Below are 24,397 nucleotides of genomic sequence, written 5' to 3'. Positions count from 1 at the left end.
GTTGCTGAGGGCAAGCCAGGAAGGGCTCTGGTGTGTAGCAAATCGCATAAACAGGCCGCAGCGGGTGCTATTCAGGCTTGCGTTTGGCCAGAGACTGATCAGCCTTGTTGCATGACGCTTCCCAGGCTCTGATAATCCGCCACCTGCTTTGATAGGAACGACACTGGAGCTTTCGATGTTCACGCCTGTAATTCTGGCCGGTGGTAGCGGTTCGCGCCTTTGGCCGCTGTCTCGCCAGCGCTTCCCCAAGCAGTTTCTGTCGCTGGATGGACAGGGTCTCGGCACCATGTTCCAGCGCACGCTGGCGCGCCTGGACGGGCTGGAACATTCCGCCCCGCTTGTCGTGAGCAACGAGGATCACCGCTTCATCGTAGCCGAGCAATTACGCCAGGCTGGCGTCAACGGCCGGCGCATTCTATTGGAGCCGGTTGCACGCAATACAGCACCAGCCATCGCGTTGGCAGCGCTCGAGGCCGTACGGGATGGAGATGATCCTGTATTGCTAGTACTGCCCGCCGACCACCACATACGCGATGACGATGCCTTCCGCGCCGCGATTCGCTGCGCCGAAGTGCAGGCACGTGCGGGGCGTCTGGTGACCTTCGGAGTCACACCCACTCACGCGGAAACTGGCTTCGGCTACATCCAGTGCGGTGCCGCCGCTGAGGAAGGTGGCTTCGCTATCGCTGCATTCAAGGAAAAACCTGCAGCTGAAGTAGCCGAGCAGTATGTAGCCAGTGGCAACTATCTGTGGAACGGCGGCATGTTCATGTTCCGCGCTTCGGTGTTTCTGGCTGAATTGGGCCGTTTGCGCTCGGATATCCTCGACTGCTGCTGGGCAGCGATGGAGAAAGCCGAACTGGATCGCGATTTTCTCCACCTGCCACTGGAAGTCTTCTCGGCTTGCGCGGGCGAGTCGGTGGACTACGCGGTAATGGAACACACCTCGCTGGGACTGGTCGTGCCGCTCGATGCCGGCTGGAGTGATCTGGGTAGTTGGGCCGCGATCTGGGAAGCCGGCCCGCGCGATGCTGACGAAAATCGCCTCGAGGGCGACGTGCTGAGTATTGCCACGCGCAATAGCTTGGTGCAGTCCAATCATCGCCTAGTGGCAACGGTCGGTGTCGAGGATTTGCTGGTAATCGAGACCAAGGACGCGGTATTGGTGGCGCACCGCGAGCAGTCTCAGCAGGTGAAAGGGATCGTCGAGCAATTGCAGGCTGCTGATCGCAGCGAGTTCGTCGAGCACCCGAAGGTCAGCAGGCCCTGGGGGCACTACGACAGCATTGACCATGGCAGCCGTTATCAGGTCAAGCGCATTTGCGTGATGCCTGGCGAAAGTCTGTCCCTGCAGATGCATTACCACCGTGCCGAACATTGGATCGTGGTATCGGGCACGGCCAAGGTTATCTGCGGCGACAACGAGCAGATTCTGTCGGAAAATCAGTCCACTTATATCCCTCTGGGCGTCAAGCATGCGCTGTCCAACCCCGGCAAGGTGCCTTTGGAACTGATCGAGGTGCAATCCGGATCGTATCTGGGCGAAGACGACATCGTGCGTTTCCAGGACCGTTACGGGCGCGTTCCTTCGTGATGATTTCTCTGCTGGCAGCTCAGGACGAACACAGACGCCCTGGCCGCCAACGGCATACCGTTCGGCCGATCACCGCACCTGCCGTTGCCGTCACCTGTTGCTGCCAGTAGACTGGCCAGGTTCTTGTCGGGGTGCCCCAAACGTGGGGCTGAGATTGGCAGCTGCCGGATCCCGTTGAACCTGATCAGGTTAAGGCCTGCGTAGGGAACAAGAGGCATCCATGCCGGCAGTCCGCCGGCTGGATTCCCCCACACCGCACTCGTGGTGTGCCCGCGCCCTGGCTGTCTGAACATGCCGGCGCTCATCATGCTCCAGCCTGTTCAGGCAGCCCCGGCACGGCGTTGCTTCATCGCGCGCGCGCCCTCAGGTTCTCCCCGACATCAAGCCGAGGAGCCACCCGATGAGCGTCAAACAACAACAGCAGAACCTCAGTGAATCCGCCCAGGTCGACCAGCAGTCGATCCAGCCCTTCCCCCGTTCGCAGAAAATCTACGTGCAGGGCAGTCGCCCGGACATCCGCGTGCCGATGCGCGAGATCAGCCTCGACGTGACGCCCACCGACTTCGGTGGCGAGATCAACGCCCCGGTCACCGTCTACGACACCTCCGGCCCCTACACCGACCCCAACGTCACCATCGACGTGCGCAAGGGCCTGGCCGATGTGCGCAGCGCCTGGATCGAGGACCGCGGCGACACCGAGAAGCTGCCGGGTCTGTCCTCCGAGTTCGGCCAGCGCCGCCTCAACGATGCCGAGCTGTCGGCCATGCGCTTCGCCCACGTGCGCAACCCGCGCCGGGCCAAGGCCGGGCACAACGTCAGCCAGATGCACTACGCGAAGAAGGGCATCATCACCCCCGAGATGGAATACGTCGCCATCCGCGAGAACATGAAGCTGGCTGAGGCGCGCGAAGCCGGCCTGCTGGGCGAGCAGCACGCCGGCCACAGCTTCGGCGCCAGCATCCCCAGGGAAATCACCCCCGAGTTCGTGCGCTCCGAAGTCGCCCGTGGCCGCGCCATCATCCCGGCCAACATCAACCACGTGGAGCTGGAGCCGATGATCATCGGCCGCAACTTCCTGGTGAAGATCAACGGCAATATCGGCAACTCGGCGCTCGGCTCTTCGATCGAAGAAGAAGTGGCCAAGCTGACCTGGGGCATCCGCTGGGGCTCGGACACGGTGATGGACCTGTCCACCGGCAAGCACATCCACGAAACCCGCGAGTGGATCATCCGCAACTCGCCGGTGCCGATCGGCACCGTGCCGATCTACCAGGCGCTGGAGAAGGTCGGCGGCGTCGCCGAGGACCTGACCTGGGAGCTGTTCCGCGACACCCTGATCGAGCAGGCCGAACAGGGCGTGGACTACTTCACCATCCACGCCGGCGTGTTGCTGCGCTATGTGCCGCTGACCGCCAAGCGCGTCACCGGCATCGTCAGCCGCGGCGGCTCGATCATGGCCAAGTGGTGCCTGGCGCATCACAAGGAAAACTTCCTCTACACCCATTTCGAAGACATCTGCGAAATCATGAAGGCCTACGACGTGTCCTTCTCCCTGGGTGACGGCCTGCGCCCCGGCTCCATCGCCGATGCCAACGACGCCGCGCAGTTCGGTGAACTGGAGACCCTCGGCGAGCTGACCAAGATCGCCTGGAAACACGACGTGCAGTGCATGATCGAGGGCCCCGGCCACGTGCCGATGCAGCTGATCAAGGAGAACATGGACAAGCAGCTCGAATGCTGCGACGAGGCGCCGTTCTACACCCTCGGCCCGCTGACCACCGATATCGCCCCCGGCTACGACCACATCACCAGCGGCATCGGCGCGGCGATGATCGGCTGGTTCGGCTGCGCCATGCTCTGCTACGTCACGCCCAAGGAGCACCTTGGCCTGCCGAACAAGGATGACGTGAAGACCGGCATCATCACCTACAAGATCGCCGCGCATGCGGCCGACCTGGCCAAGGGCCATCCGGGGGCGCAGATCCGCGACAATGCCCTCTCCAAGGCGCGCTTCGAATTCCGCTGGGAAGATCAGTTCAACCTCGGCCTGGACCCGGACACCGCGCGCGCCTTCCACGACGAGACGCTGCCCAAGGATTCGGCCAAGGTGGCGCACTTCTGTTCCATGTGCGGGCCGAAGTTCTGCTCGATGAAGATCACCCAGGAAGTGCGTGAGTACGCCAAGGACAACGGTCTTTCCGATGAGAGCAAGGCCGTCGAAGCTGGCTTCAGAGAGCAGGCCGAGCGCTTTCGCGAGGAAGGCTCGGTGATCTATCGGCAGGTGTGATGCTGCAGGTGTGCGGAAACGTGCCGTTGCACGATTGACGGCAGCGCTTTACGCAAAGCCCCAAGTAGGTTGTTAACATCGCAGGCCTTATCAGGAAGGTTCAATGGCTCAGGGAGGGCCGCTTGCGATGTCACTACCGCGACTTCTTCATCACGGCGCTGACCATGGGGTCACCGGTTCGTGCCACCAGCTGTTTCTCGATGCAGATAACAGTGTGTTGATCGATTGCGGTCTGTTTCAGGGCACAGACATTTCAAGGATCGGAGGTGACGAGCACCATCAAGCTGTCGATTTTCCTCTGACCGGCATACGCGCACTGATCGTCACCCATGTGCATGCCGATCATGTCGGTCGTATTCCCTATCTGCTGGCTGCCGGTTTCAAGGGGCCGATCCTGTGCAGCATTCCTTCCGCCAAGCTGTTGCCGATAGTGCTTGAAGATGCCTTCAAGTTGTCTTTCAGCCGGGATCGGAACCAGGTCGAGCGCTACATAGCCGAGGTACAGCAGCGCATCATCGCCCTGCCTTACGCGTCCTGGTTCACGCTGCAGAACAAGCCCGGGCTATTGGCTCGGGTGCGTTTGCAACGCGCTGCCCATATGCTGGGCTCGGCGTATGTGGAAGTAGATCTGGACAAACGGCAGGGGGCTGAGAGCACCCGCGTGGTCTTCTCCGGCGATCTGGGTGCGCCTGACGCGCCTATCCTCAAGGCATGCAAAGCACCTGAGCGGGCTGATCTGCTGGTGCTGGAAAGCACCTATGGCGACCGCTTGCACGAAAACCGCGAGCGCCGCCGCGAGCGCCTTGAACAGGTGCTGGAGCATGCGCTGGCCGATAACGGTACGGTGCTGATCCCAGCTTTCAGTTTAGGGCGCACCCAGGAGCTGCTCTATGAGCTCGAGGATATCATCCACCGCCGTCAACTCGATCAGCCGACGGTCGCCGACGACGATGGGGGAATAAGCTGGCCTCACCTGCCTGTTATCCTCGATTCACCCCTGGCCAGCCGGCTTACCCAGGCCTACCGTGACCTCAAGGAATTCTGGAACGAGGAAGCTAAGGAGCGGGTGCAATCTGGCCGCCGTCCGCTGGCATTTGAACAACTGATCACGGTAGACAGCCATGCCGATCATCAGAGCATCCTCAACCATCTCACCACGAGCGCACGTCCTGCCATCGTTATCGCAGGTAGCGGTATGTGCACCAGTGGCCGCATTGTCAATTATCTCAAAGCCATGCTGGGCGACCCGCGGCACGATGTGCTGTTTGTCGGCTATCAGGCCCATGGCACACCAGGCCGCGCGATTCAACGCTTCGGGCCTGGTGGGGGTTATGTAGAATTGGACGGTCAGCGTTATGACATACGCGCTGGCGTGCAGAGTATCGACGGTTACTCGGCGCATGCCGATCAAGCCGGTCTGGCGCGTTTCGTAACCGACATGCGCGAATGGCCCGGCGAAATTCGTCTGGTGCATGGCGAATCGCAGGCGCGTCATTCGCTTGGTGAAGTGCTGACACACGCCTACGCGGAAGTACAGCGTGAGGTGGTGATAACAAACGGTGAGGTATGAGTGCAGGAACGTCCCGGTAGTGCGATGCGTTTTCTAGTAACAGGGGCGAATGGTTTCGTGGGCGCTGCGCTGTGCGATGAACTCGCAGCCAGGGGGCTTTACTGTCGTGCCGCCATGCGCAGCGCAAGAGCCGGGGAGCGGTTTTATGCCAGTGGCGAGCTGACCGCTCATACGGACTGGCTGCCCGCCCTGGAGAATATCGATGTCGTGGTACACCTGGCCGCGCGCGTTCACGTAATGCGTGAAGTGGCTGTCGATCCGCTTTCCGAGTTTCGTAGAACCAATGTCGAGGCCACGGTAAACCTGGCGCGCCAAGCGGTGGCGGCAGGTGTGCGGCGCTTCGTGTTCGTCAGCTCGATTAAGGTCAATGGTGAGTGGTCCCCACCGGGCGAAGCATTTTCGGAGGCTGATGCTCCGGCTCCCGATGACGCTTACGCCTTGTCCAAATGGGAGGCCGAGCAGGCATTGCTGCGACTGGGCGCTGAGACAGGGCTGGAAGTGGTTATCGTGCGTCCGCCTCTGGTTTACGGGCCGGGCGTACGCGCCAATTTCCTGCAGTTGCTGCGCCGTGTGCACGGCGGTTGGCCGTTGCCGCTCAAGGCCATAACCAACAAGCGCAGCCTGTTGTTTGTCGGTAATCTGGCCGACGCGCTAATCCTGTGTGCAACTCATGCCGAGGCGGCAGGTGAAACCTATCTGCTTGATGACGGCAATGCACTTTCGAGCAGTGAACTGGTCGCCGCCATCGCCAGGAGCCTGGGCGTACCTAATCGTGACTTCGCAGTGCCCTTGTGGCTGCTGAATGCTGCGGCACGGGTTCTTAGGCGACAGGCGATGGTCGAACGGCTCACTGGATCGCTGGTGCTCAGCAATCAGAAGATTACCACCCAGCTCGGCTGGCGCCCCCCATACACGGTCGATGACGGTTTGCGCCTCACCGCACAGTGGTATACCCAGCGAGCTACCAAAGCAATTTCATGATTGAATTGCCAGCTTTTTTTGTAGTTGGCTGGAGTGAGTAGGTGATTCGTTTCGTCGATATTCTGTTTTCCTTGGTCGGTCTCGTGCTCGGTGCACCTGTGCTGCTCTTGATATATTGCGCCGGCTTGTTGGATACGGGCTCCCCGCTGTTTTTCCAACGACGTGTCGGGCGGCATCGCAAGCCGTTCATCCTGGTCAAATTTCGCACGATGCATGTCGATACAGCTTCTGTCGCCAGCCACCTTGCCTCACGCTCGAGCATCACTCGCCTGGGCGCCCTGCTTCGCAAGACCAAGCTCGACGAACTACCCCAGCTATGGAATGTGCTCAAAGGTGAGATGAGCTTGGTGGGACCGCGACCAGGACTCTTCAACCAGGAACAACTGATGCACGAGCGCAGTATCCGTAACGTATTCGAGGCAAGGCCTGGTATCACCGGCCTCGCTCAGGTGAACGGGATCGACATGTCCACCCCGGAGCTGCTGGCTCAGACCGATGCAGAAATGCTGAGGGAACTGACTCTCTCATACTATTTCAAACTCATTCTGATGACGGTCCTAGGCAAGGGGCAAGGCGACCGGGTAAAGCGATAGTTGCTGCTGCCCCGTAGACCCGCGCGACCGCTACCTTGCCTTGGCCTGCAAAATCGCCGCGCTGCAGATACGATTGGCAAAAGCCATGTATGACCGCGCTTGCGGGAGGGCCTGAACAGCCCCTACGATGCGTGCGGTAAGCCTGTAAACGAGAACGTAGTAGATGAGCGAACCCTTCAAGCCTGATCCGCAAGCGGTGGAAATCATCGAGCGCGAGAACTGCTTTCGCGGCTTCTATCGCCTCGACCGGATCAAACTGCGCCATCGCCAGTTCGCCGGCAACATGGGGCCGCAGCTGACCCGCGAGCTGTTCGTGCGTCACGATGCCGTCTGCGTGCTGCCGTACGATCCGCAGCGTGACGAGGTGGTGCTGATCGAGCAGTTCCGCGTCGGCGCCATGGACAAGACGGCCAATCCCTGGCTGCTGGAGCTGGTCGCCGGGCTGATCGACAAGGACGAGGAGCCCGAGGAGGTCGCGCGTCGCGAAGCGGTCGAAGAAGCCGATCTGGTTCTCGGCCCGCTGTGGCCCATCACCCAGTATTTCCCGTCTCCTGGCGGCTCCGACGAATTCGTCCACCTGTTCCTCGGTCGCTGCGACAGCGCCGGTGCCGGCGGCGTGCATGGCCTGCCCGAGGAAGGCGAGGACATTCGCGTGCACGTGATGCCATTGGCCGATGCCCTGGCTGCCGTGCGCGACGGGCGCATCAACAACGCGGCCAGCATCATCGCCCTGCAATGGCTGGCGCTGAACCGCGACGAAGTGCGGGGGATGTGGTCGTGAATCTCTTGCGCGAGCGCTATCGGGTCGACCTGGTCGAGCTGCAGGCGGCTTGCGAGGCCAACTATGCGCGCCTGATGCGCCTGCTGCCGCACATGCGCGAGCATCGCGAAAGTCGCCGTGTCGCCATCAGCCAGGGCGAACATCTGCTCGGCGTGCTGGCCCTGGAAGTGCTGGAAAGCTGCCCCTACACCACCACCCTGTGCGTGCGCCAGGAACACAGCCTGCCCTGGCTGCCGGTGCCGCAGCTGGAGGTGCGGGTCTATCACGACGCGCGTATGGCAGAGGTGGTCGGTGCCGAGAATGCTCGCCGCCTGCACATTCGCTACCCTTATCCGAACGCAGCCATGCATCAGCCGGATGAAAAGAGCCAGCTGAATCTGTTCCTCGGCGAGTGGCTGAGCCACTGCCTGGCCTGTGGGCACGAGCCGCAGCCGGTGATGTAACACGTCGTCGACTTAAAGCTTTCCTTCGCCTGGCCGATAGCGCGCCGTCACATGCTCATGTGGTTTGCCGTCGAGGGCGGCCACCCGAGGTCACTGCAAGGAATGACAAAAGCGCTTTCGGCGTTTTTCTGTGATCTGCGTCCGCTTCCCGGGTTTTCCCTTTATTGCGGCAACCACCATAATTCACTCGATAGAGCCCAAGGAGACGGTCTTGCCGAGCCTGCCCACCCCACCCTCCGATTCATCGGTTCTGCTGGTGCAGTTGTCCGACAGCCATCTGTTCGCCGAAGCGGACGGTAAACTGCTGGGCATGGACACCTGTGACAGCCTGCAACGGGTGATCCAGCAGGTGCAGGAGCAGCAGCCGCAGATCGACCTGATCCTGGCAACAGGCGACCTTTCCCAGGACGGCAGCGAGGCGTCCTATCAGCGTTTTCGCCAACTCACCGCGGCCATCGGTGCACCGAGCCGCTGGCTGGCCGGCAACCACGACGAAACGCCCCCCATGCAGTCCGCGTGCAAAGGGAGTGAGCTGCTGGAGCCGGTGATCGACCTCGGTGCCTGGCGCATCATCATGCTCGACTCCTCGATCCCCGGCGCGGTGCCGGGTTTTCTCGCCGCGAACCAACTCGAACTGCTCGAGCGCGCTCTCAGCGAAGCGCCGCAACGCCATCACCTGATCTGCCTGCACCACCACCCGGTGCCGATCGGCTGCAAATGGATGGACCCCATCGGCCTGCGCAACGCCGATGCCCTGTTCACCATCCTCGACCGCCACCCGCAGGCCCGTGCCGTGCTCTGGGGGCATGTGCATCAGGAGTTCGACCAGATGCGCGGCAATCTGCGCTTGCTCGCCTCTCCCTCGACCTGCGTGCAGTTCGCGCCGGGCAGCGAAGACTTCCAGGTCGGCAGCGAGGCCCCGGGTTATCGCTGGTTGCGCCTGCATGACGACGGCAAGCTGGAAACCAGCGTCTCGCGCGTCACCGGCATCCATTTCGAAGTGGATTACAGCGTCAAGGGCTATTGAGGCCATAAGCTGCAGGTCGCAGGCTGCAGGAAAACCGCTTTGCTCTTGCCTGTAGCCTGCCGCCTGAAGCCTACCGCCGTTTTTTGTAGTAGCCTCCCGCACCATGACCGCATCCATCCTCTATATACACGGCCTGAACAGCTCGCCCGCCTCGCACAAAGCCAGCCAGCTGAGCCGCGCCATGGCACATCTCGGCCTGGAAAAGCAGTTGCGCGTGCCCGCACTGCATCACCACCCACGCCAGGCCATCGCTCAGTTGCAGGCATTGGTCGCCGAGCTTGGCGCGCCGGTGCTGGTGGGCAGCTCGCTGGGCGGCTATTACGCCACCTACCTGGCCGAGCAGCACGGGCTCAAGGCCCTTCTAATCAACCCCGCCGTACAGCCGCACCTGCGTTTCGACGGCTACCTGGGCCCGCAGAAGAACTACTACAGCGACGAGACCTGGGACCTGACCGAGGATCACGTTCAGGCTCTGGCCGAACTCGAAGTCCCGCCACCGAGCGATCCCGCGCGATATCAGGTGTGGCTGCAAACCGGCGACGAAACCCTCGACTACCGTGACGCCGAGCGCTACTACCGCGGCTGCGCCCTGCGCATCCAGGCCGGTGGCGACCATGGCTTCCAGGGGTTCGCCGAGCGCCTGCCGATACTCTTCGCTTTTGCCGGTATTAACGCCACACTCTGGCGCGATATCGACTTTTCCGTATTCAATTGATGAACAAGAGACCCTATGGCCCAGCAGAACGCCTATAACGCAGACGCCATCGAAGTCCTTTCCGGCCTCGACCCGGTGCGCAAGCGCCCGGGCATGTACACCGACACCACGCGCCCCAACCACCTGGCTCAGGAAGTCATCGACAACAGCGTCGACGAAGCGCTGGCCGGGCACGCCAAGTCGATTCAGGTAATCCTCCACGAGGACAACTCGCTGGAGGTGCTCGACGACGGCCGCGGCATGCCGGTGGACATCCACCCGGAAGAAGGTGTGCCGGGTGTCGAGCTGATCCTCACCAAGCTGCATGCCGGCGGCAAGTTCAGCAACAAGAACTACCAGTTCTCCGGCGGTCTGCACGGCGTCGGCATCAGCGTGGTCAATGCCCTGTCGACCCGCGTGGTGGTGACCGTCAAGCGTGACGGCAACGAGTACCAGATGAGCTTCGCCGATGGCTTCAAGGCCAGCGAGCTGGAGGTCATCGGCACGGTCGGCAAACGCAATACCGGCACCAGCGTGCACTTCTGGCCGGACGCCAAGTATTTCGACTCCTTCAAGTTCTCGGTCAGCCGCCTCAAGCATGTGCTCAAGGCCAAGGCCGTGCTGTGCCCGGGCCTCTCGGTCACTTTCGAGGACAAGGCCGCTGGCGAGAAGGTCGAATGGCATTTCGAGGACGGCCTGCGTTCCTACCTGGTCGATGCCGTCAGCGAGTTCGAGCGCCTGCCAGCCGAGCCGTTCTGCGGCACCCTGGCCGGCAACAAGGAGGCGGTCGACTGGGCCCTGCTATGGCTGCCTGAAGGCGGCGATGCGGTGCAGGAAAGCTACGTCAACCTGATCCCCACCGCCCAGGGCGGCACCCACGTCAACGGCCTGCGCCAGGGACTGCTCGATGCCATGCGCGAGTTCTGCGAGTTCCGCAACCTGCTGCCGCGCGGCGTCAAGCTGGCTCCGGAAGACGTCTGGGAACGCATCGCCTTCGTCCTCTCGATGAAGATGCAGGACGCGCAGTTCTCCGGCCAGACCAAGGAGCGCCTGTCCTCGCGTGAGGCCGCGGCCTTCGTCTCCGGCGTGGTCAAGGATGCCTTCAGCCTGTGGCTCAACGCCAACCCGGAAACCGGCCTGCAACTGGCCGAGTTGGCCATCAGCAACGCCGGCCGCCGCCTCAAGGCGGGCAAGAAGGTCGAGCGCAAGAAGATCACCCAGGGCCCGGCGCTGCCCGGCAAGCTGGCCGATTGCGCGGGGCAGAACCCGCTGCGCTGTGAGCTGTTCCTGGTGGAGGGCGACTCGGCCGGCGGCAGCGCCAAGCAGGCGCGCGACAAGGAATTCCAGGCCATCATGCCGCTGCGCGGCAAGATTCTGAACACCTGGGAAGTGGACGGCAGCGAAGTGCTGGCCAGCCAGGAAGTGCACGATATCGCCGTGGCCATCGGTATCGATCCGGGCTCAAGCGATCTCTCCGGGCTGCGCTACGGCAAGATCTGCATCCTCGCCGACGCCGACTCCGACGGCCTGCACATCGCCACCCTGCTCTGCGCGCTGTTCGTCCGTCACTTCCGCACGCTGGTGGATGCCGGCCACGTCTACGTGGCCATGCCGCCGCTGTACCGCATCGACCTGGGCAAGGAAATCTTCTACGCCCTCGACGACGCCGAGCGTGATGGCATCCTCGACCGCCTGGTGGCCGAGAAGCGCCGCGGCAAGCCGCAGGTCACCCGCTTCAAGGGCCTCGGCGAGATGAACCCGCCGCAGCTGCGCGAAACCACCATGGACCCGAACACGCGGCGCCTGGTGCAGCTGACCCTGGACGATTTCGAGGGCACCCGCGAAGTGATGGACATGCTGCTGGCGAAAAAACGCGCCAGTGACCGCAAGAACTGGCTGGAAACCAAGGGCAACCTGGCCGAGGTACTGGCCTGATGCGTAATCATCTCCTTGCACTCGGTCTGTTGGCCGGCGTCGCGAATGCCGAGCCAGTGGTGCTGGAAGAACTGCAATTACAGGCCGAATATCCGGTGACGGACATGCCCAGCGGCAACCTGTCCGGCCTGGCGCTGTGCGGCGAGACGCTGTGGGCGGTATCCGACCGCGATGACGACCGTGTCTATCAGTTGCACCGCGAAGACAACCTGCTGCGCGCCGAAGCGGAAACCTTCGTCGCCCCGGAACCGCCCGACAGCGCCCTGCCCTGGGGCCTGCGCATGCGCAACTGGGCGGCCGGCCTGGTAAGGGGCGGCAAACTGGATTTCGAAGGCCTGTCCTGCGATGCCCAGGGCAACCGTTATTTGGTCAGCGAGACACGTGCCGCCGTTTTGCAGGTGAGCAGCAACGGCAACGCCCAGTGGCTCAACCTGCCCAGCGGCCTGGTTCGCCAGGCCCGCGCCAGCGGCATGCTGCTGCACTTCAATCAGGGGTTCGAAGGCATCGCAGTCGATCCGGCCGGTGAACGCCTGTGGCTGGCCGCCGAACAGCGCCGCCGTGGCCTCACCGTGCTGCATCGCCGTGGTAGCAGTTGGCGCTGCACCGGTGGCTGCGTGCTGACCAGCGAAAGCGGCGAGGAACCCTCGCCGGAGGCGCTCGGCGGTCATCCGGCCCCTCGCGACTTCTCCGGCCTGGCCTATTTCGGCGAGAAGCTCTTCACCCTGGAGCGCCAGGCTCATCGCATCTGCCGCCGCACCCTGAGCGACGGTGTCGCGGAGATCTGCTGGTCGTTCGCCAACGAGGCCCTGAGCGAGCCGCGCCGCTATACGCCGGACTACGGCATGGCCGAAGCGCTGTGGATCGACAAGGACGGCGCCTGGATCGGCGTCGACAATGGCAGCCAGGCCCGTGCCGATGGCGAAGAGCGCCCCATCGTCTGGCGTTTCAAGGCGCCCAAGGGCGGCTGGAGCCGACGCCCGTGAGTGAACAGACGCCGGGCCAACGTGCCGGACGCGTGATGTGGGTGCTCGCCTGGGGCGCCGGCCTGCTGCTGGCCACGCATTTCTTCGGTGGCTGGGAGGACCGCCAGCGCAATCCGAACCAGATGCCGCAGTCGGTGCATGGTGACGGTTTCGTCGAAGTAAGCCTGGCCAGCAGCCGCCAGGGGCATTACGTGGTCAATGGGCAGATCGATGGGCATGACGTGACCTTCCTGCTCGATACCGGCGCCACCCAGGTGGCGATCCCCAGCGCGGTGGCCGAGCGTCTTGGCCTGCAACGCGGCGCGCCAATCATCATCAGCACCGCCAACGGCCGCGCCACGGGACACCGCACCCGCCTGGACAGCTTGCGCCTGGGCGATATCGAACTGCGTGACGTCGCGGCACTGATCGCCCCCGGCATGGATGGTGACGACGTGCTGCTGGGCATGAGCGCCCTGAAACAACTCGAATTCAGTCAGAAGGGCGGCACCCTGGTGCTGCGCCAATCAACTTTGCAATGAGGTCCGCATGAGCGAATCCCTCGATTTGAGCCTGGAAGGCGTTGAACGCCGGTCACTCGCCGATTTCACCGAGCAGGCTTATCTCAACTACTCCATGTACGTGATCATGGACCGCGCCCTGCCGCATATCGGCGACGGCCTGAAGCCCGTGCAACGCCGTATCGTCTACGCCATGAGCGAGTTGGGCCTGGATGCCGACTCCAAGCACAAGAAATCCGCGCGTACCGTCGGCGACGTGCTCGGCAAGTTCCACCCGCACGGCGACATCGCCTGCTACGAAGCCATGGTGCTGATGGCGCAGCCGTTCTCCTATCGCTACACCCTGGTCGATGGCCAGGGCAACTGGGGTGCGCCGGACGATCCAAAGTCCTTCGCCGCCATGCGCTACACCGAGGCGCGTTTGTCGCGTTATTCCGAGGTGCTGCTGAGCGAACTCGGCCAGGGCACCGTGGATTGGGTACCGAACTTCGACGGCACCCTGAACGAGCCGGCGACGCTGCCGGCGCGCCTGCCCAACCTGCTGCTCAACGGCACGACGGGTATTGCGGTCGGCATGGCTACCGACGTGCCGCCGCACAATCTGCGTGAGGTGGCTACCGCCTGCGTGCGCCTGCTGGACGAGCCCGGCGCCACGGTGGAGCAGCTCTGCGAGCATATCCAGGGCCCGGACTTCCCCACCGAAGCCGAGGTCATCACGCCCAAGGCCGACCTGCTGAAGATCTACGAGAGCGGCCGCGGCTCGGTGCGCATGCGCGCCGTCTATCGCGTCGAGGACGGCGACATCGTCGTCACCGCCCTGCCGCACCAAGTCTCCGGGGCCAAGGTGCTGGAGCAGATCGCCGCACAGATGCAGGCCAAGAAGCTGCCGATGGTCGCCGACCTGCGCGACGAGTCGGACCACGAGAACCCGACCCGCATCGTCATCATCCCGCGCTCCAACCGGGTCGATGCTGACGAGCTGATGACCCACCTGTTCGCCACCACCGATCTGGAGTCCAGCTACCGGGTCAACACCAACGTCATCGGCCTCGACGGCAAGCCACAGGTCAAGGACCTGCGCACCCTGCTCAGCGAGTGGCTGGTATATCGCGTCGGCACCGTGCGCCGTCGCCTGCAGTTCCGCCTGGACAAGGTGGAAAAGCGCCTGCACCTGTTGGAAGGCTTGCTGATCGCCTTCCTCAACCTGGATGAAGTGATCCGCATCATCCGCACCGAGGATTCGCCCAAGCCGGTGCTAATGGAGACCTTCGGCCTCACCGACGTGCAGGCCGACTACATCCTCGACACCCGCCTGCGTCAGCTGGCGCGCCTGGAGGAGATGAAGATCCGCGGCGAGCAGGACGAGCTGGCCAAGGAACGCGAAAAGCTGCTGGCCCTGCTCGGCAGCGAAGCCAAGCTGAAAAAGCTGGTGCGCAAGGAGATTCTCGAGGACGCGGAAAAATACGGCGACGACCGTCGCTCGCCGATCGTCGCCCGCGCCGAGGCCAAGGCGCTTTCGGAAACCGAGCTGATGCCGACCGAGCCGGTCACCGTGGTGCTTTCGGAAAAGGGCTGGGTGCGCTGCGCGAAGGGCCACGACATCGACGCCACGGGCCTGTCCTACAAGGCCGGCGACGGCTTCAAGGCCGCCGCGCCCGGACGCTCGAACCAGTACGCGGTGTTTATCGACTCCACCGGCCGCAGCTATTCGCTCACCGCCCACAGCCTGCCTTCGGCCCGTGGCCAGGGCGAGCCGCTCACCGGCCGCCTCACCCCGCCACCGGGCGCGACCTTCGAATGCGTGATGCTGCCGGAAGACAACGCGCTGTACGTGATCGCCTCCGACGCCGGCTACGGCTTCGTGGTCAAGGGCGAGGACCTGCAGGCCAAGAACAAGGCCGGCAAGGCGCTGCTCAGCCTGCCCAACGGCGCCAGGGTGGTTGCTCCCAAACCGGTCACCAACCTGGAAGACGACTGGCTGGCCGCGGTGACGACAGAAGGCCGCCTGCTGCTGTTCAAGGTCACCGATCTGCCGCAACTGGGCAAAGGCAAGGGAAACAAGATCATCGGCATCCCGGGCGATAGAGTGGCCTCGCGCGAGGAATATCTGACCGATCTGGCTGTGCTGCCCAGCGGCTCCAGTTTGGTTTTGCAGGCCGGGAAGCGTACCCTGACACTCAAAGCCGACGACCTCGAGCACTACAAGGGCGAGCGCGGCCGCCGTGGCAACAAGCTGCCGCGCGGCTTCCAGCGCGTCGACCAGCTTCTGGTGGAATAACGTCGGCGACACGCCCCGTTCATCCGGGATATTCGCGCTACCGGCAGGCAGCCAAGGCTGGAGTCGCGGCGCGGTTTGACGGATGATACGCGCCCCGGGTCATCCATGACCCCCGCATGATATGGGATCGATGTGCAGCTGCCCCAGAAGCGGCTGCCTGGAATTGATGATGACTGTAGTACGCCCTATGGTCCTGCTTCTGACCGCGCTGCTGATGCTGAGCGGTTGCAGCCTGCTGCAGCAGAAGCCGGTACCCCTTTACCAACTCGACAGCGGCGACGCGGTAACGCCGACCAGGGACAACGGTGTGACCGTGCTGGTCGGCCCGATCAGCGTGGCCGATTATCTGCGCCAACAGCACCTGTTGCAGCGCCAGGCCGATGGCAGCCTGGTTGCCGCGCAGGATGCCCGCTGGGCCAGCGGCCTGGCCAACGATATCGACCAGCAGATGTTGCGCCAGCTGGCCTGGCGCCTGGATAGCCAGCGCCTGGTTCTGGCGCCGGCTGCCCCCGGCTTCAGCGCCGATGCGCAGGTCATGCTGACCATCACTCGCCTGGATTCCGGCCCGACCCAGCCTGCCGTGCTCGAAGCGCAATGGCGTCTGCTGGACCGTCGCGGACAGTTGCGCGACAGCCGCCTGATCCGTCTGGAACAGCCGCACGGGGGCCCCCTGGCCGAGCAGGTCAAGGCGCAGAGCGCCCTGCTGCAGCGCCTGGCCGCAGAGATGGCAGTGGCCATTCAACCGGTTGCAGCCGCTGACCCTGCGCCTGAGCCGACGCGCAAAAAGCCTCCGGTAGCCAAAGCCAAACCGCAGGAGCCTGCTACCGCCGGGCCGAAGATTCCGGTTGCAGAACCGATCAAGATCGACACGGAAGTCTTCCGTTTCTAAACAAAAGCCCGCAGATGCGGGCTTTTTTTCAGGTCGCGGTGTAGGCTCTACTTGAGTTCACTGGAACTCTTGCCCAACAGCCGCCGGGCGACGATCAGCAGCTGGATCTGCTGGGTACCTTCGAAGATGTCGAGAATCTTCGAATCACGTGCCCACTTCTCCAGCAGTTCGTCTTCGCCGTAACCCAAAACGCCAGCCAGCTCCACGCACTTGAGCGTCACTTCGCTGGCCACACGCCCGGCCTTGGCCTTGGCAATGGAGGCCTCCTTGGAATTGGGCAGCTTGTTGTCAGCCATCCACGCCGCCTTCAGCGTCAGCAGGCGCGCGGCCTCCCATTCCGCCTCCAGGCGATACAAGGTGGCCTCGGCATGGCTGGCGCTGAGCAGCGGCTTGGCGTAGTCGAAGCGACAACCGGCCTTGCTCAGTAGCTCACGGGTACGTTCCAGCGCTGCGCGCGCCACACCGACCGCCATGCCGGCGACCAGTGGTCGGGTGTTGTCGAAGGTCTCCATGACCCCGGCAAAGCCCTTCTGCACGTCGATTTCGGCGTTGCCCAGGAGGTTGGCCGCCGGTACCCGGCAGTCGCTGAAGCTGATCGACGCCGTGTCCGACGCCTTGATGCCCAGCTTCTTCTCCAGGCGGGTGACCGTCATGCCCGGGGTGCCCTTCTCCACCACGAAGGACTTGATCGCCGCGCGCCCAAGGCTGCGGTCGAGGCTGGCCCAGACCACCACGGCATCGGCGCGCTCACCCGAGGTGACGTAGATCTTCTCGCCGTTGATTACGTAGTGATCGCCATCCTTCACCGCCGTGGTGCGAATCGCCGCCGAATCCGAGCCGCAGCCAGGCTCGGTAATGGCCATGGCCGCCCAGGTCTTGCCAAAGCGCGCCAGTTGCTCGTCATTGGCTACCGCCGCGATGGCCGCATTGCCCAGCCCCTGCCGCGGCATGGCCAGCAGCAGGCCGACATCGCCCCAGCACAACTCCATCACCCCGAGCAGTGCAGCCATGTTGCCGCCGTTCTTGATGCCCTCCTGTTGCTCACGAGCGGCGCCGCGCTTGCTCGCCGAACCGGCACCGACGGCATTGGGCGAACCTTCGTTCATGCCATCGAGCAGTGCGGCGAGCAAGTCCAGCTCCTTCGGGTAGGCGTGCTCGGCCTTGTCGTACTTGCGCGAAATCGGCCGAAAGTAGTGCTTGGCCACTTGCCCGGCCTGGTGCTGCAGGCCGCGGAATTTTTTCGGAGTTTCCAGATTCATGATTACCCGCCTGTTCAGAGATGAAGGCCGCCAGCCAGTACGGCAACGCTGCGCAGATCGCGATACCAGCGCTCGACCGGATGCTCTTGGGTAAAACCATGACCACCGAGCAGTTGCACCGCATCGGAGCCGATCTTCATCGCTTTCTCGGCGCAGAGCAGGCGCGCCAGATAGGCCTCGCGGCGAAATGGCAGGCCCGCCTCGGCGCGAGCGCAGGCGCGCCAGGTCAGCAGGCGCATGGCGTCGAGCTCGATGGCGATGTCGGCCACCATGAAGGCCACGCCCTGGCGATGGCTGATGGGCTCACCGAAGGCATGGCGCTCGTTGCAGTAGGTCGTCACATAATCCAATGCAGCCTGCGCCGTACCCACGGCAAGGGCGCAGAACGCCAATGCCGAGTAATCGAGAAAAGCCGGGAAGTCGAACCCCTCGCCGGCAAGTCGGCAATCGCTCGGCGCCTTGACGCCTTTAAGCTGAATACGTGCCAGGCCGCACGCCTTGAGCCCCATGCCTGGTTCGGCGCGACGACTGACTCCCTTGCTCGCCGCATCGACGACGAACAATGCCGGGCCATCACTGGCCTGGGCGCTGACGATCAGGCGACTGGCATCCAGACCGGCGATCACCAGCGCCTTTTCGCCATCGAGCAGATAGTGTTTGCCGCGCTTGCGCGCCCGCGTGGCGGGCCGAGCCGGATCATTCAGCACACCAGGCTCGCTAACCGCCAGCGCGAAGGGTGGCGCCCCGTCTTCGCTGACGAATGCCGGCAACCAGGCGGCCTGCTGCGCCGAACTGCCCCAGCGACGAAGGCAATTGGCGGCGGACAGTGGCACCAGCAAGGCAGCGGCCAGGGAAAAGTCGCCTTGCGCCAGACTCTCGGCGATCAGCGCATTGCTCAAAACCGTGCGCTCACCGGCAAGCCCACCGTGGGCCTCGCTGACGCCATAGTGCGCCAGGCCCAACTCACGCGCCTGATCGATCAGCGCAGCCGGCACGCTCGCCTGGGCATCGGCCTCGTGCGCAGCAGGGCGCAGTACCTCCAGCGCGAAGCCCTGGAGCATGTCCACCAGCATCCGCTGTTCGTCGGATAGCGACAGATCGAACAGATCCTCAGGCGCAGACCGAGCATCTCGCGGCTTGCTGGCCGCGCGGCCGGCAGCGAAGCGGAAGCTGGCACGGCTGCCGCTGTAGACGAGTTTCTCGAAGGATTTGCGCACCTTGAGCCGATCCGGCCAGTCGGCCTGGGCCAGCTTGCTCAGCACGCTCAGGGCCTGGCCCTGTACATCGACGGTCATGGCATCTCACTCCACATGAGGGATGCCATCGATGATGAAGTCAGGGCGGGCAAGTGCCTATGACCAGTCAGCCAGGTACAGTTGGCAGACTGGTCAAGCGCCTGGGTACGGCGGGGCCGCGGGTGGGGCGCTGGCCCCGCCCCTATTCGCGGCTAAAGCCACTCCTACCCTGGATCTTCTCGACGATGGCGGTGGTGGAGCTGTTCTCCACCAGCCCGAGCACGCGCACTTCGCCGCCATAGGCCTGAACGATATCGGCGCCGACCACTTGGTCGATGCCATAGTCGCCGCCCTTGACCAGCACGTCCGGCTGCACCTGCTTGAGCAGGCGCTCGGGGGTGTCTTCGCCGAAGCTCACCACCCAGTCCACCGCACCGAGACCGGCGAGCACCGCCATGCGACGATCGACGGCATTGATCGGCCGGCCCGGTCCCTTCAGGCGGCTGACCGAGGCGTCATCGTTGATCGCCACGATCAGACGGTCGCCCTGGGCACGCGCCTGTTCCAGATAGGTCACGTGACCGGCGTGGAGGATGTCGAAGCAGCCGTTGGTGAAAACGATCTTCTCGCCATGGGCGCGGGCATCCTCGATGGCGATTAGCAGTTGGTCGAGGCTCAGCACGCCGCGCTCGGAGCCTTCCTCGCGCTGTACCGCTCGGCGCAATTCCGGCGCACTGATGGCGGCCGTACCGAGCTTGCCGACGACGATGCCGGCAGCCAGGTTGGCCAGGGCCACGGCCTGCGGCAGCTCCTCACCGGCTGCGATGGACGCGGCCAGAGTGGAGATCACCGTATCACCGGCGCCGGTCACGTCGAACACCTCGCGGGCCCGGGCCGGCAGATGCAGCGGCGCATGTTCGGGGCGCAGCAGGGTCATGCCGTGCTCGCCACGGGTGACCAGCAACGCACCCAGCTCCAGTTCACGCATCAGCCTGGCACCCTTGCTGACCAGCTCGGCCTCATCGGCACAGCCACCGACGATGGTTTCGAACTCGTGCAGATTCGGCGTGATCAGGCTGGCGCCACGGTAGATGGAGAAGTCCTTGCCCTTGGGGTCGGCCAGCACCGGGATGCCCTTCTTGCGCGCGGCCTGGATCAGCGCCTGATGATTCTGCAGCGCGCCCTTGCCGTAGTCCGAGAGCACCAGCACCTTGACCCCGGCGAGCAGCCCCTCGACCTCGCGCGCCATGGCCGCAGCATCGGTATTGAAGGGTTCCTCGAAATCCATGCGCAGCAACTGCTGGTGCCGGCTCATGACGCGCAGCTTGACGATGGTCGGCTGATCCTCGATGCGCTGGAAATGCGCCTGCACCCCGGCGCCACGCAGGCTATCGGTGAGACTGTCGGCGGCCTCGTCCTCGCCTGTAACCCCGACCAACAGCGCCGGCGCACCGAGAGCGGCGATGTTCAGCGCCACGTTGGCAGCCCCGCCGGGGCGATCCTCGATCTGGTCGACACGCACCACGGGCACCGGGGCTTCCGGGGAAATCCGCGAGGTGCCGCCATGCCAGTAGCGGTCAAGCATGACGTCGCCCACCACGAGGACGGGGGCTTGGTCGTAACGGGGCATGGATAATTTCATGCGGAAACTCCGGGATTGCAAAATCGCCGCGGAGAATAACACATCGGCCATCGTGCACCGCCGCGAGCTGTTCAGCATGCGTCAGTGGTCGAAGGGGCGAACCCAGAACAGCTCGTGCCGACGTACAGCCTTGCGGAAGAACTCGTCTTCACCTGCCTGTGGCCAGCGGCGTGCAGCCAGACACCACTGAATGAAACGACGCAGACGCTTCTTGAAGGCCAGCGGGGTTTGCAGGTCATGCTGCATTGCCAGTGCCTGGCTCTTGTCGACCAGCACATGATCCTCTAGCAGCAGGCACCAGAGCTTGTCGGCCGGCAAAGGCTCGATGCACGGCGGTAGAGCGATACCGTTGCCCGCGGGCCCCATAGGCCAACGATCGTTGTCGGCCAGGTGGTTGGCATAGAGCAACTGCACATCCGGCTGCCAGCCACTTTGCTCGATAGCCTGGCGCAACGCACGCCCTGCCTGGATGTGGTCGGGATGAGGGTCGAGCTCAGGATGCGGGAGTACCACGACTTCGGGTTTGAAATGTTCCAGCAAAGCGGCAAGATCGGCCGTGAGGTTATGCCAGGTGGGAGCGCCATCCACATCGCCGGGCAACTTCATCGCATTGAAGCGGCGCACGCTTCGGATATCGGAATCGCCGGATTCACGTGAGGCGAAGGGCATCGACGGCTCAGCCTCCATATGCCGCAGCTGCATGCAGTAGTAGCCCAGCTGGACGCAACGACTGGGCTCGACACCGCCCCACAGCGGCACCGTCTGGCTGCTCCAACTACGCAGCCGTCCCTTGAGACGGGCCGCAGCAGCATCGCTGAGACCGAGGCGACGGTAGAAGTCGGCCTCAATCTCCCCCTGGGTCAAGGTGACGATGGACACCTCGCTGGTGCGGCTGTAAAGACCAAATGCCGCGAGTTCGGCATCATCGGCATGAGGCGCGAGCACCATCACCCGCCGCCGCGAATAATCGGGATTGTTGAAGCAATACAGGGTCGCCTCACGACCTAACCGGCAGAAACGCCCACGCAGCCGCAACTGCCCGCTGCGCAGCGACGACAGGCAGCCTGACAGATTGAGAAAGCGCACACCATTGACGCCCCGCTCGAAATCCTGTCGATCCTGCGCTTCGCCCTCGCCGATGAGCACATGAGGATCGAGGTAGCGGCCAAGCCAATCGCTGCGAACGTGCACCGCCAGCACCAGGGTGTCGGCATCGTCGGGCAATACAGCACCATTCGGGGATACCTGCCCCTTGCGGTCGAGCAGAACCGGCAAGCTCAGGGTTTCTGACGGAAAGGCATGGCGATAGTCATCGCGGGGGGAGTAGAAAAGATGATCGGAAAACCAGGCCTCGTGGGCGATCCAGGCTAACAGCAGTACCACCGGGGCGGTGCCCCATGACCCGAACCAGTCCAGGGCTACCAGAATCGGCAACGCCACGACCATAAGGATGCGCTTGTTACGCCGATGCCGACGTACCAATTGCTGCTTGCGTGCTTCCATTCATTTACACCTGAAAAACGGGATGGCGATTACACCAACGATCCTTGTATTCCACATCGGCCCGGCCGAATGAGTAGCGCAGCGGTTTTCCTCTCGCGTGTGCGTCCTCCCATGCGTTCTGCGTATTGATGAAGCTGAGCACGCTGCCGGGACTGAAATCACGGGAGGCTGGATCGACGCCGCCGTTGATGTATTCGATGCTGATCCAGTCTGGCGATTCGACCCTGTACAGTACCTGAACGGCTATGGGCTTTCCGTCCAGTTGCAGATAACTGCCCCAGAGAAAGTCCTTCAGCGCCTCGAACACTTCGCCCAGGTGCTGCTTGCCAGGGACATCGAAGCCCCACCTTTTTTCGAACAGTTCCGTGTAGATGGCGGCCAGGGCATCGGGGGACAGGCCTGAAACCGGCAGGATTTCACCACCCGCCTCTTCCAGCATTCGCAACTCGCGCCGCTGGTTGTAGCGGAACTTCTTGCCGTATTCCTCTGGCTGGCGCGCCAGGGCCAACTCTTCCCGCTGTTTGCGCAGTGTCGATATCCCACCTTCATGGAGGGCGGCCACATAACGCATGCGTTGCCGAACCGGAGCCATCGCACCTGCCTTGATCGGCAATATAACCTCGGCATTGCCCAGATCGAACAGATCCCGTCGGCCCTGACGCTTGAGCACATCGCGTGACAACGCCAGGTGGCTGCCCCATACCGGAACCGCGGCCTGCAACTCTTCCTGCAGCGGCCAGCCCAGATAACGCACAGGGATACCCGCCAGCGCTGAAAGCCGCGATACCACCTCCGGATGAGTCATCACACTGCCACCCAAACGTGCCCAAGTCTGTGCATAAAGGTCAGCGCTGATTGGGCGCCAGCCACGCTCGCGCCAGCGTTGTAAGGGGTTGAACATCAAGCATTCGGCTCAAACGAAAAGGTCGCACAGCTTAACACGTGGTCGCTGCCCCTCACCCCAACGATGCTTTAACATAGACGCTTTCCATCAATGCTTAGGATTTCGGGTGCACCTTCATTCCCAGCCTCGCGCCATTCGCCTGCGAGTTCACGATTTCATTACTAGCCGCTGGCTTGTGGGGGGATATCTGGTTTTGCTGACAGGCCTGTTCTGGGTACCCGACGGCAGTCTGTACACGAAACTCTATTACGCGCTCAGCGCGGCCCCCGCCCTGCTGGCAATCCTGCTTGCACCCGCTCAGATGAAGGCCATCCTGCGCGATCCGGTGATCCTCGGCTTTCTGGCGTTTAGCGCGTGGCTGCTGATCAGCATGAGCTGGAGCCGCACTGATGATGGAATAGGCAGCCTAGCCAAGCGCCCCCTCTATGTGTTGATGCTGTTCATAGGCTGTGCACTAATCGCTCTTAAGAGCGAGGACCTGCTGCTGAAGACGCTGCGCCTCAGCGCTGCAATCGGTGCACTGGCCGCCCTAATCAATGTCGCCTGGTTCCTGCACAGCGCAACGCCGAGTGCGCGATTGATCGGAACCGGCGCCCTGCGCAACCCCTTGCTAACCTCTCACGTTCTCGGCTTCCTGTGCACCTACTGGGTCGCGGTGTGGCTGTCGCGCAACGAGCGTCACGACTGGCTGCCGCTAGCAATGGCGATGCCTCTGCTGGCTGCACTGCTCGCCACGGGCTCACGCACACCGCTGATGGGGTTATACCTGACCAGTATCTGGATGCTTTTGATGAGTGGCAAACGGGCCGTATATCTCGTTACTGCACTGCTGCTCGGCGCAGGCGCAGCCTATCTCGTCGCGCCAGAAATTATTCTGCAGCGCGGCATGTCATTCCGCCCTGAATTGTGGAGTGACGCCTGGCACCAGGCTGGTCAACATTTTTGGCTAGGCGCCGGTTATGAAAGCAAGTTCGAGTTCGATATCCGCGGCGTCGGACACCTTCTTCACGATCCTCATAACGTCGAGCTTGCAGTTCTTCTCGAACTGGGCATGATCGGGCTTGGTGTATGGACGGTCATGTACGGGTTCGCGCTGGTGCGCTGCCTGCAGCTGCGCGCGCTGCCACAATTCCAGATCGCTTCGGCACTACTGATCTATGGCTTATGCGCTGGCCTGACCGAAGGCGGCAATTATCTGTCACGCCCCAATGAAAGCTGGTTTCTGATCTGGATTCCATTGGCATTGTTGGGCGCCCTTTCCATCCGACACCGACAGACCCAGGCATGAGACGAATCAAC

The 24,397-nt window shown here is 63.1% G+C and carries 20 protein-coding genes and 1 riboswitch; of the genes, 15 read left to right on the top strand and 5 right to left on the bottom strand.

Annotated elements, in window-relative coordinates; translation table 11 throughout:
• Nucleotides 1-175 precede the first annotated feature (175 nt).
• The 14 genes from GYB81_RS17070 to GYB81_RS17005 all read left to right on the top strand — a co-directional run bounded on the left by GYB81_RS17070 (nt 176) and on the right by GYB81_RS17005 (nt 16,555).
• Nucleotides 176-1,594, top strand: a complete 1,419-nt coding sequence (locus GYB81_RS17070) for a mannose-1-phosphate guanylyltransferase/mannose-6-phosphate isomerase (RefSeq protein ID WP_161864690.1) — start codon at nt 176-178, stop codon at nt 1,592-1,594.
• Nucleotides 1,595-1,711: 117 nt separating this feature from the next.
• Nucleotides 1,712-1,818: riboswitch (TPP riboswitch) on the top strand.
• A gap of 176 nt (nt 1,819-1,994) precedes the next feature.
• The gene (thiC, locus tag GYB81_RS17065) at nt 1,995-3,881 is read left to right on the top strand and encodes a phosphomethylpyrimidine synthase ThiC (protein ID WP_161864689.1); all 1,887 of its coding nucleotides are present in this window, start codon (nt 1,995-1,997) and stop codon (nt 3,879-3,881) included.
• A 127-nt stretch (nt 3,882-4,008) separates the two neighbouring features.
• Nucleotides 4,009-5,451, top strand: a complete 1,443-nt coding sequence (locus GYB81_RS17060) for an MBL fold metallo-hydrolase RNA specificity domain-containing protein (RefSeq protein WP_161865074.1) — start codon at nt 4,009-4,011, stop codon at nt 5,449-5,451.
• Entirely contained in the window at nt 5,452-6,432 is a 981-nt protein-coding gene (locus GYB81_RS17055) for a UDP-glucose 4-epimerase family protein (protein WP_233787607.1), read from the top strand.
• Nucleotides 6,433-6,473: 41 nt separating this feature from the next.
• Entirely contained in the window at nt 6,474-7,025 is a 552-nt protein-coding gene (locus GYB81_RS17050) for a sugar transferase (protein ID WP_161864688.1), read from the top strand.
• Nucleotides 7,026-7,188: 163 nt separating this feature from the next.
• Nucleotides 7,189-7,806 carry an NUDIX domain-containing protein gene (locus GYB81_RS17045; protein ID WP_161864687.1) on the top strand — a complete coding sequence of 206 codons (618 nt, stop codon included), beginning with the start codon at nt 7,189-7,191 and terminating at the stop codon, nt 7,804-7,806.
• Nucleotides 7,797-8,249 (top strand): DUF1249 domain-containing protein, encoded by a 453-nt coding sequence (locus tag GYB81_RS17040; protein WP_161864686.1) that lies wholly within the window; start codon nt 7,797-7,799, stop codon nt 8,247-8,249. Before GYB81_RS17045 ends, GYB81_RS17040 begins: the two co-directional genes overlap by 10 nt.
• A 211-nt stretch (nt 8,250-8,460) precedes the next feature.
• On the top strand, nt 8,461-9,276 hold the full coding sequence (cpdA, locus tag GYB81_RS17035) for a 3',5'-cyclic-AMP phosphodiesterase (protein WP_161864685.1): 816 nt from the start codon (nt 8,461-8,463) through the stop codon (nt 9,274-9,276).
• Between the two features lie 103 nt (nt 9,277-9,379).
• Complete coding sequence (locus GYB81_RS17030; RefSeq protein ID WP_161864684.1) at nt 9,380-9,991, top strand: YqiA/YcfP family alpha/beta fold hydrolase; 612 nt, start codon at nt 9,380-9,382, stop codon at nt 9,989-9,991.
• 15 nt (nt 9,992-10,006) lie between these two features.
• Complete coding sequence (gene parE, locus GYB81_RS17025) at nt 10,007-11,905, top strand: DNA topoisomerase IV subunit B (RefSeq protein ID WP_161864683.1); 1,899 nt, start codon at nt 10,007-10,009, stop codon at nt 11,903-11,905.
• Complete coding sequence (locus GYB81_RS17020) at nt 11,905-12,888, top strand: esterase-like activity of phytase family protein (protein WP_161864682.1); 984 nt, start codon at nt 11,905-11,907, stop codon at nt 12,886-12,888. The genes parE and GYB81_RS17020 overlap by 1 nt, the downstream gene beginning before the upstream one ends.
• Nucleotides 12,889-12,923: 35 nt before the next feature.
• Nucleotides 12,924-13,409 carry a retropepsin-like aspartic protease family protein gene (locus tag GYB81_RS17015; protein WP_249186629.1) on the top strand — a complete coding sequence of 162 codons (486 nt, stop codon included), beginning with the start codon at nt 12,924-12,926 and terminating at the stop codon, nt 13,407-13,409.
• A 7-nt stretch (nt 13,410-13,416) separates the two neighbouring features.
• On the top strand, nt 13,417-15,666 hold the full coding sequence (parC, locus tag GYB81_RS17010) for a DNA topoisomerase IV subunit A (RefSeq protein ID WP_161864680.1): 2,250 nt from the start codon (nt 13,417-13,419) through the stop codon (nt 15,664-15,666).
• Between the two features lie 166 nt (nt 15,667-15,832).
• Nucleotides 15,833-16,555: a PqiC family protein gene (locus GYB81_RS17005; RefSeq protein WP_161864679.1), complete on the top strand. Its 723-nt coding sequence runs from the start codon at nt 15,833-15,835 to the stop codon at nt 16,553-16,555.
• A 47-nt stretch (nt 16,556-16,602) separates the two neighbouring features.
• Here the strand turns inward: GYB81_RS17005 and GYB81_RS17000 are convergent, their stop codons facing one another.
• The 5 genes from GYB81_RS17000 to GYB81_RS16980 form a co-directional block, all read right to left on the bottom strand.
• Nucleotides 16,603-17,814, bottom strand: coding sequence for an acyl-CoA dehydrogenase family protein (locus tag GYB81_RS17000; RefSeq protein WP_161864678.1), 1,212 nt, complete (start codon nt 17,812-17,814; stop codon nt 16,603-16,605).
• A 14-nt stretch (nt 17,815-17,828) separates the two neighbouring features.
• Nucleotides 17,829-19,109: an acyl-CoA dehydrogenase family protein gene (locus tag GYB81_RS16995; RefSeq protein WP_161864677.1), complete on the bottom strand. Its 1,281-nt coding sequence runs from the start codon at nt 19,107-19,109 to the stop codon at nt 17,829-17,831.
• Nucleotides 19,110-19,251: 142 nt separating this feature from the next.
• Nucleotides 19,252-20,691: a bifunctional D-glycero-beta-D-manno-heptose-7-phosphate kinase/D-glycero-beta-D-manno-heptose 1-phosphate adenylyltransferase HldE gene (hldE, locus tag GYB81_RS16990; RefSeq protein WP_161864676.1), complete on the bottom strand. Its 1,440-nt coding sequence runs from the start codon at nt 20,689-20,691 to the stop codon at nt 19,252-19,254.
• Between the two features lie 81 nt (nt 20,692-20,772).
• Entirely contained in the window at nt 20,773-22,194 is a 1,422-nt protein-coding gene (locus GYB81_RS16985; RefSeq protein WP_161864675.1) for a PIG-L deacetylase family protein, read from the bottom strand.
• Between the two features lie 4 nt (nt 22,195-22,198).
• On the bottom strand, nt 22,199-23,095 hold the full coding sequence (locus tag GYB81_RS16980) for a GNAT family N-acetyltransferase (RefSeq protein WP_161864674.1): 897 nt from the start codon (nt 23,093-23,095) through the stop codon (nt 22,199-22,201).
• 109 nt (nt 23,096-23,204) lie between these two features.
• Here GYB81_RS16980 and GYB81_RS16975 point away from each other — a divergent pair, with 109 nt between their 5' ends.
• Nucleotides 23,205-24,386, top strand: coding sequence for an O-antigen ligase family protein (locus GYB81_RS16975; protein WP_233787606.1), 1,182 nt, complete (start codon nt 23,205-23,207; stop codon nt 24,384-24,386).
• Nucleotides 24,387-24,397 lie beyond the last annotated feature (11 nt).

Origin of the sequence: Pseudomonas yangonensis (assembly GCF_009932725.1) — a bacterium.
GTDB classification, from domain to species: domain Bacteria; phylum Pseudomonadota; class Gammaproteobacteria; order Pseudomonadales; family Pseudomonadaceae; genus Aquipseudomonas; species Aquipseudomonas yangonensis.
This window is presented reverse-complemented; position numbering and strand designations above follow the sequence as displayed.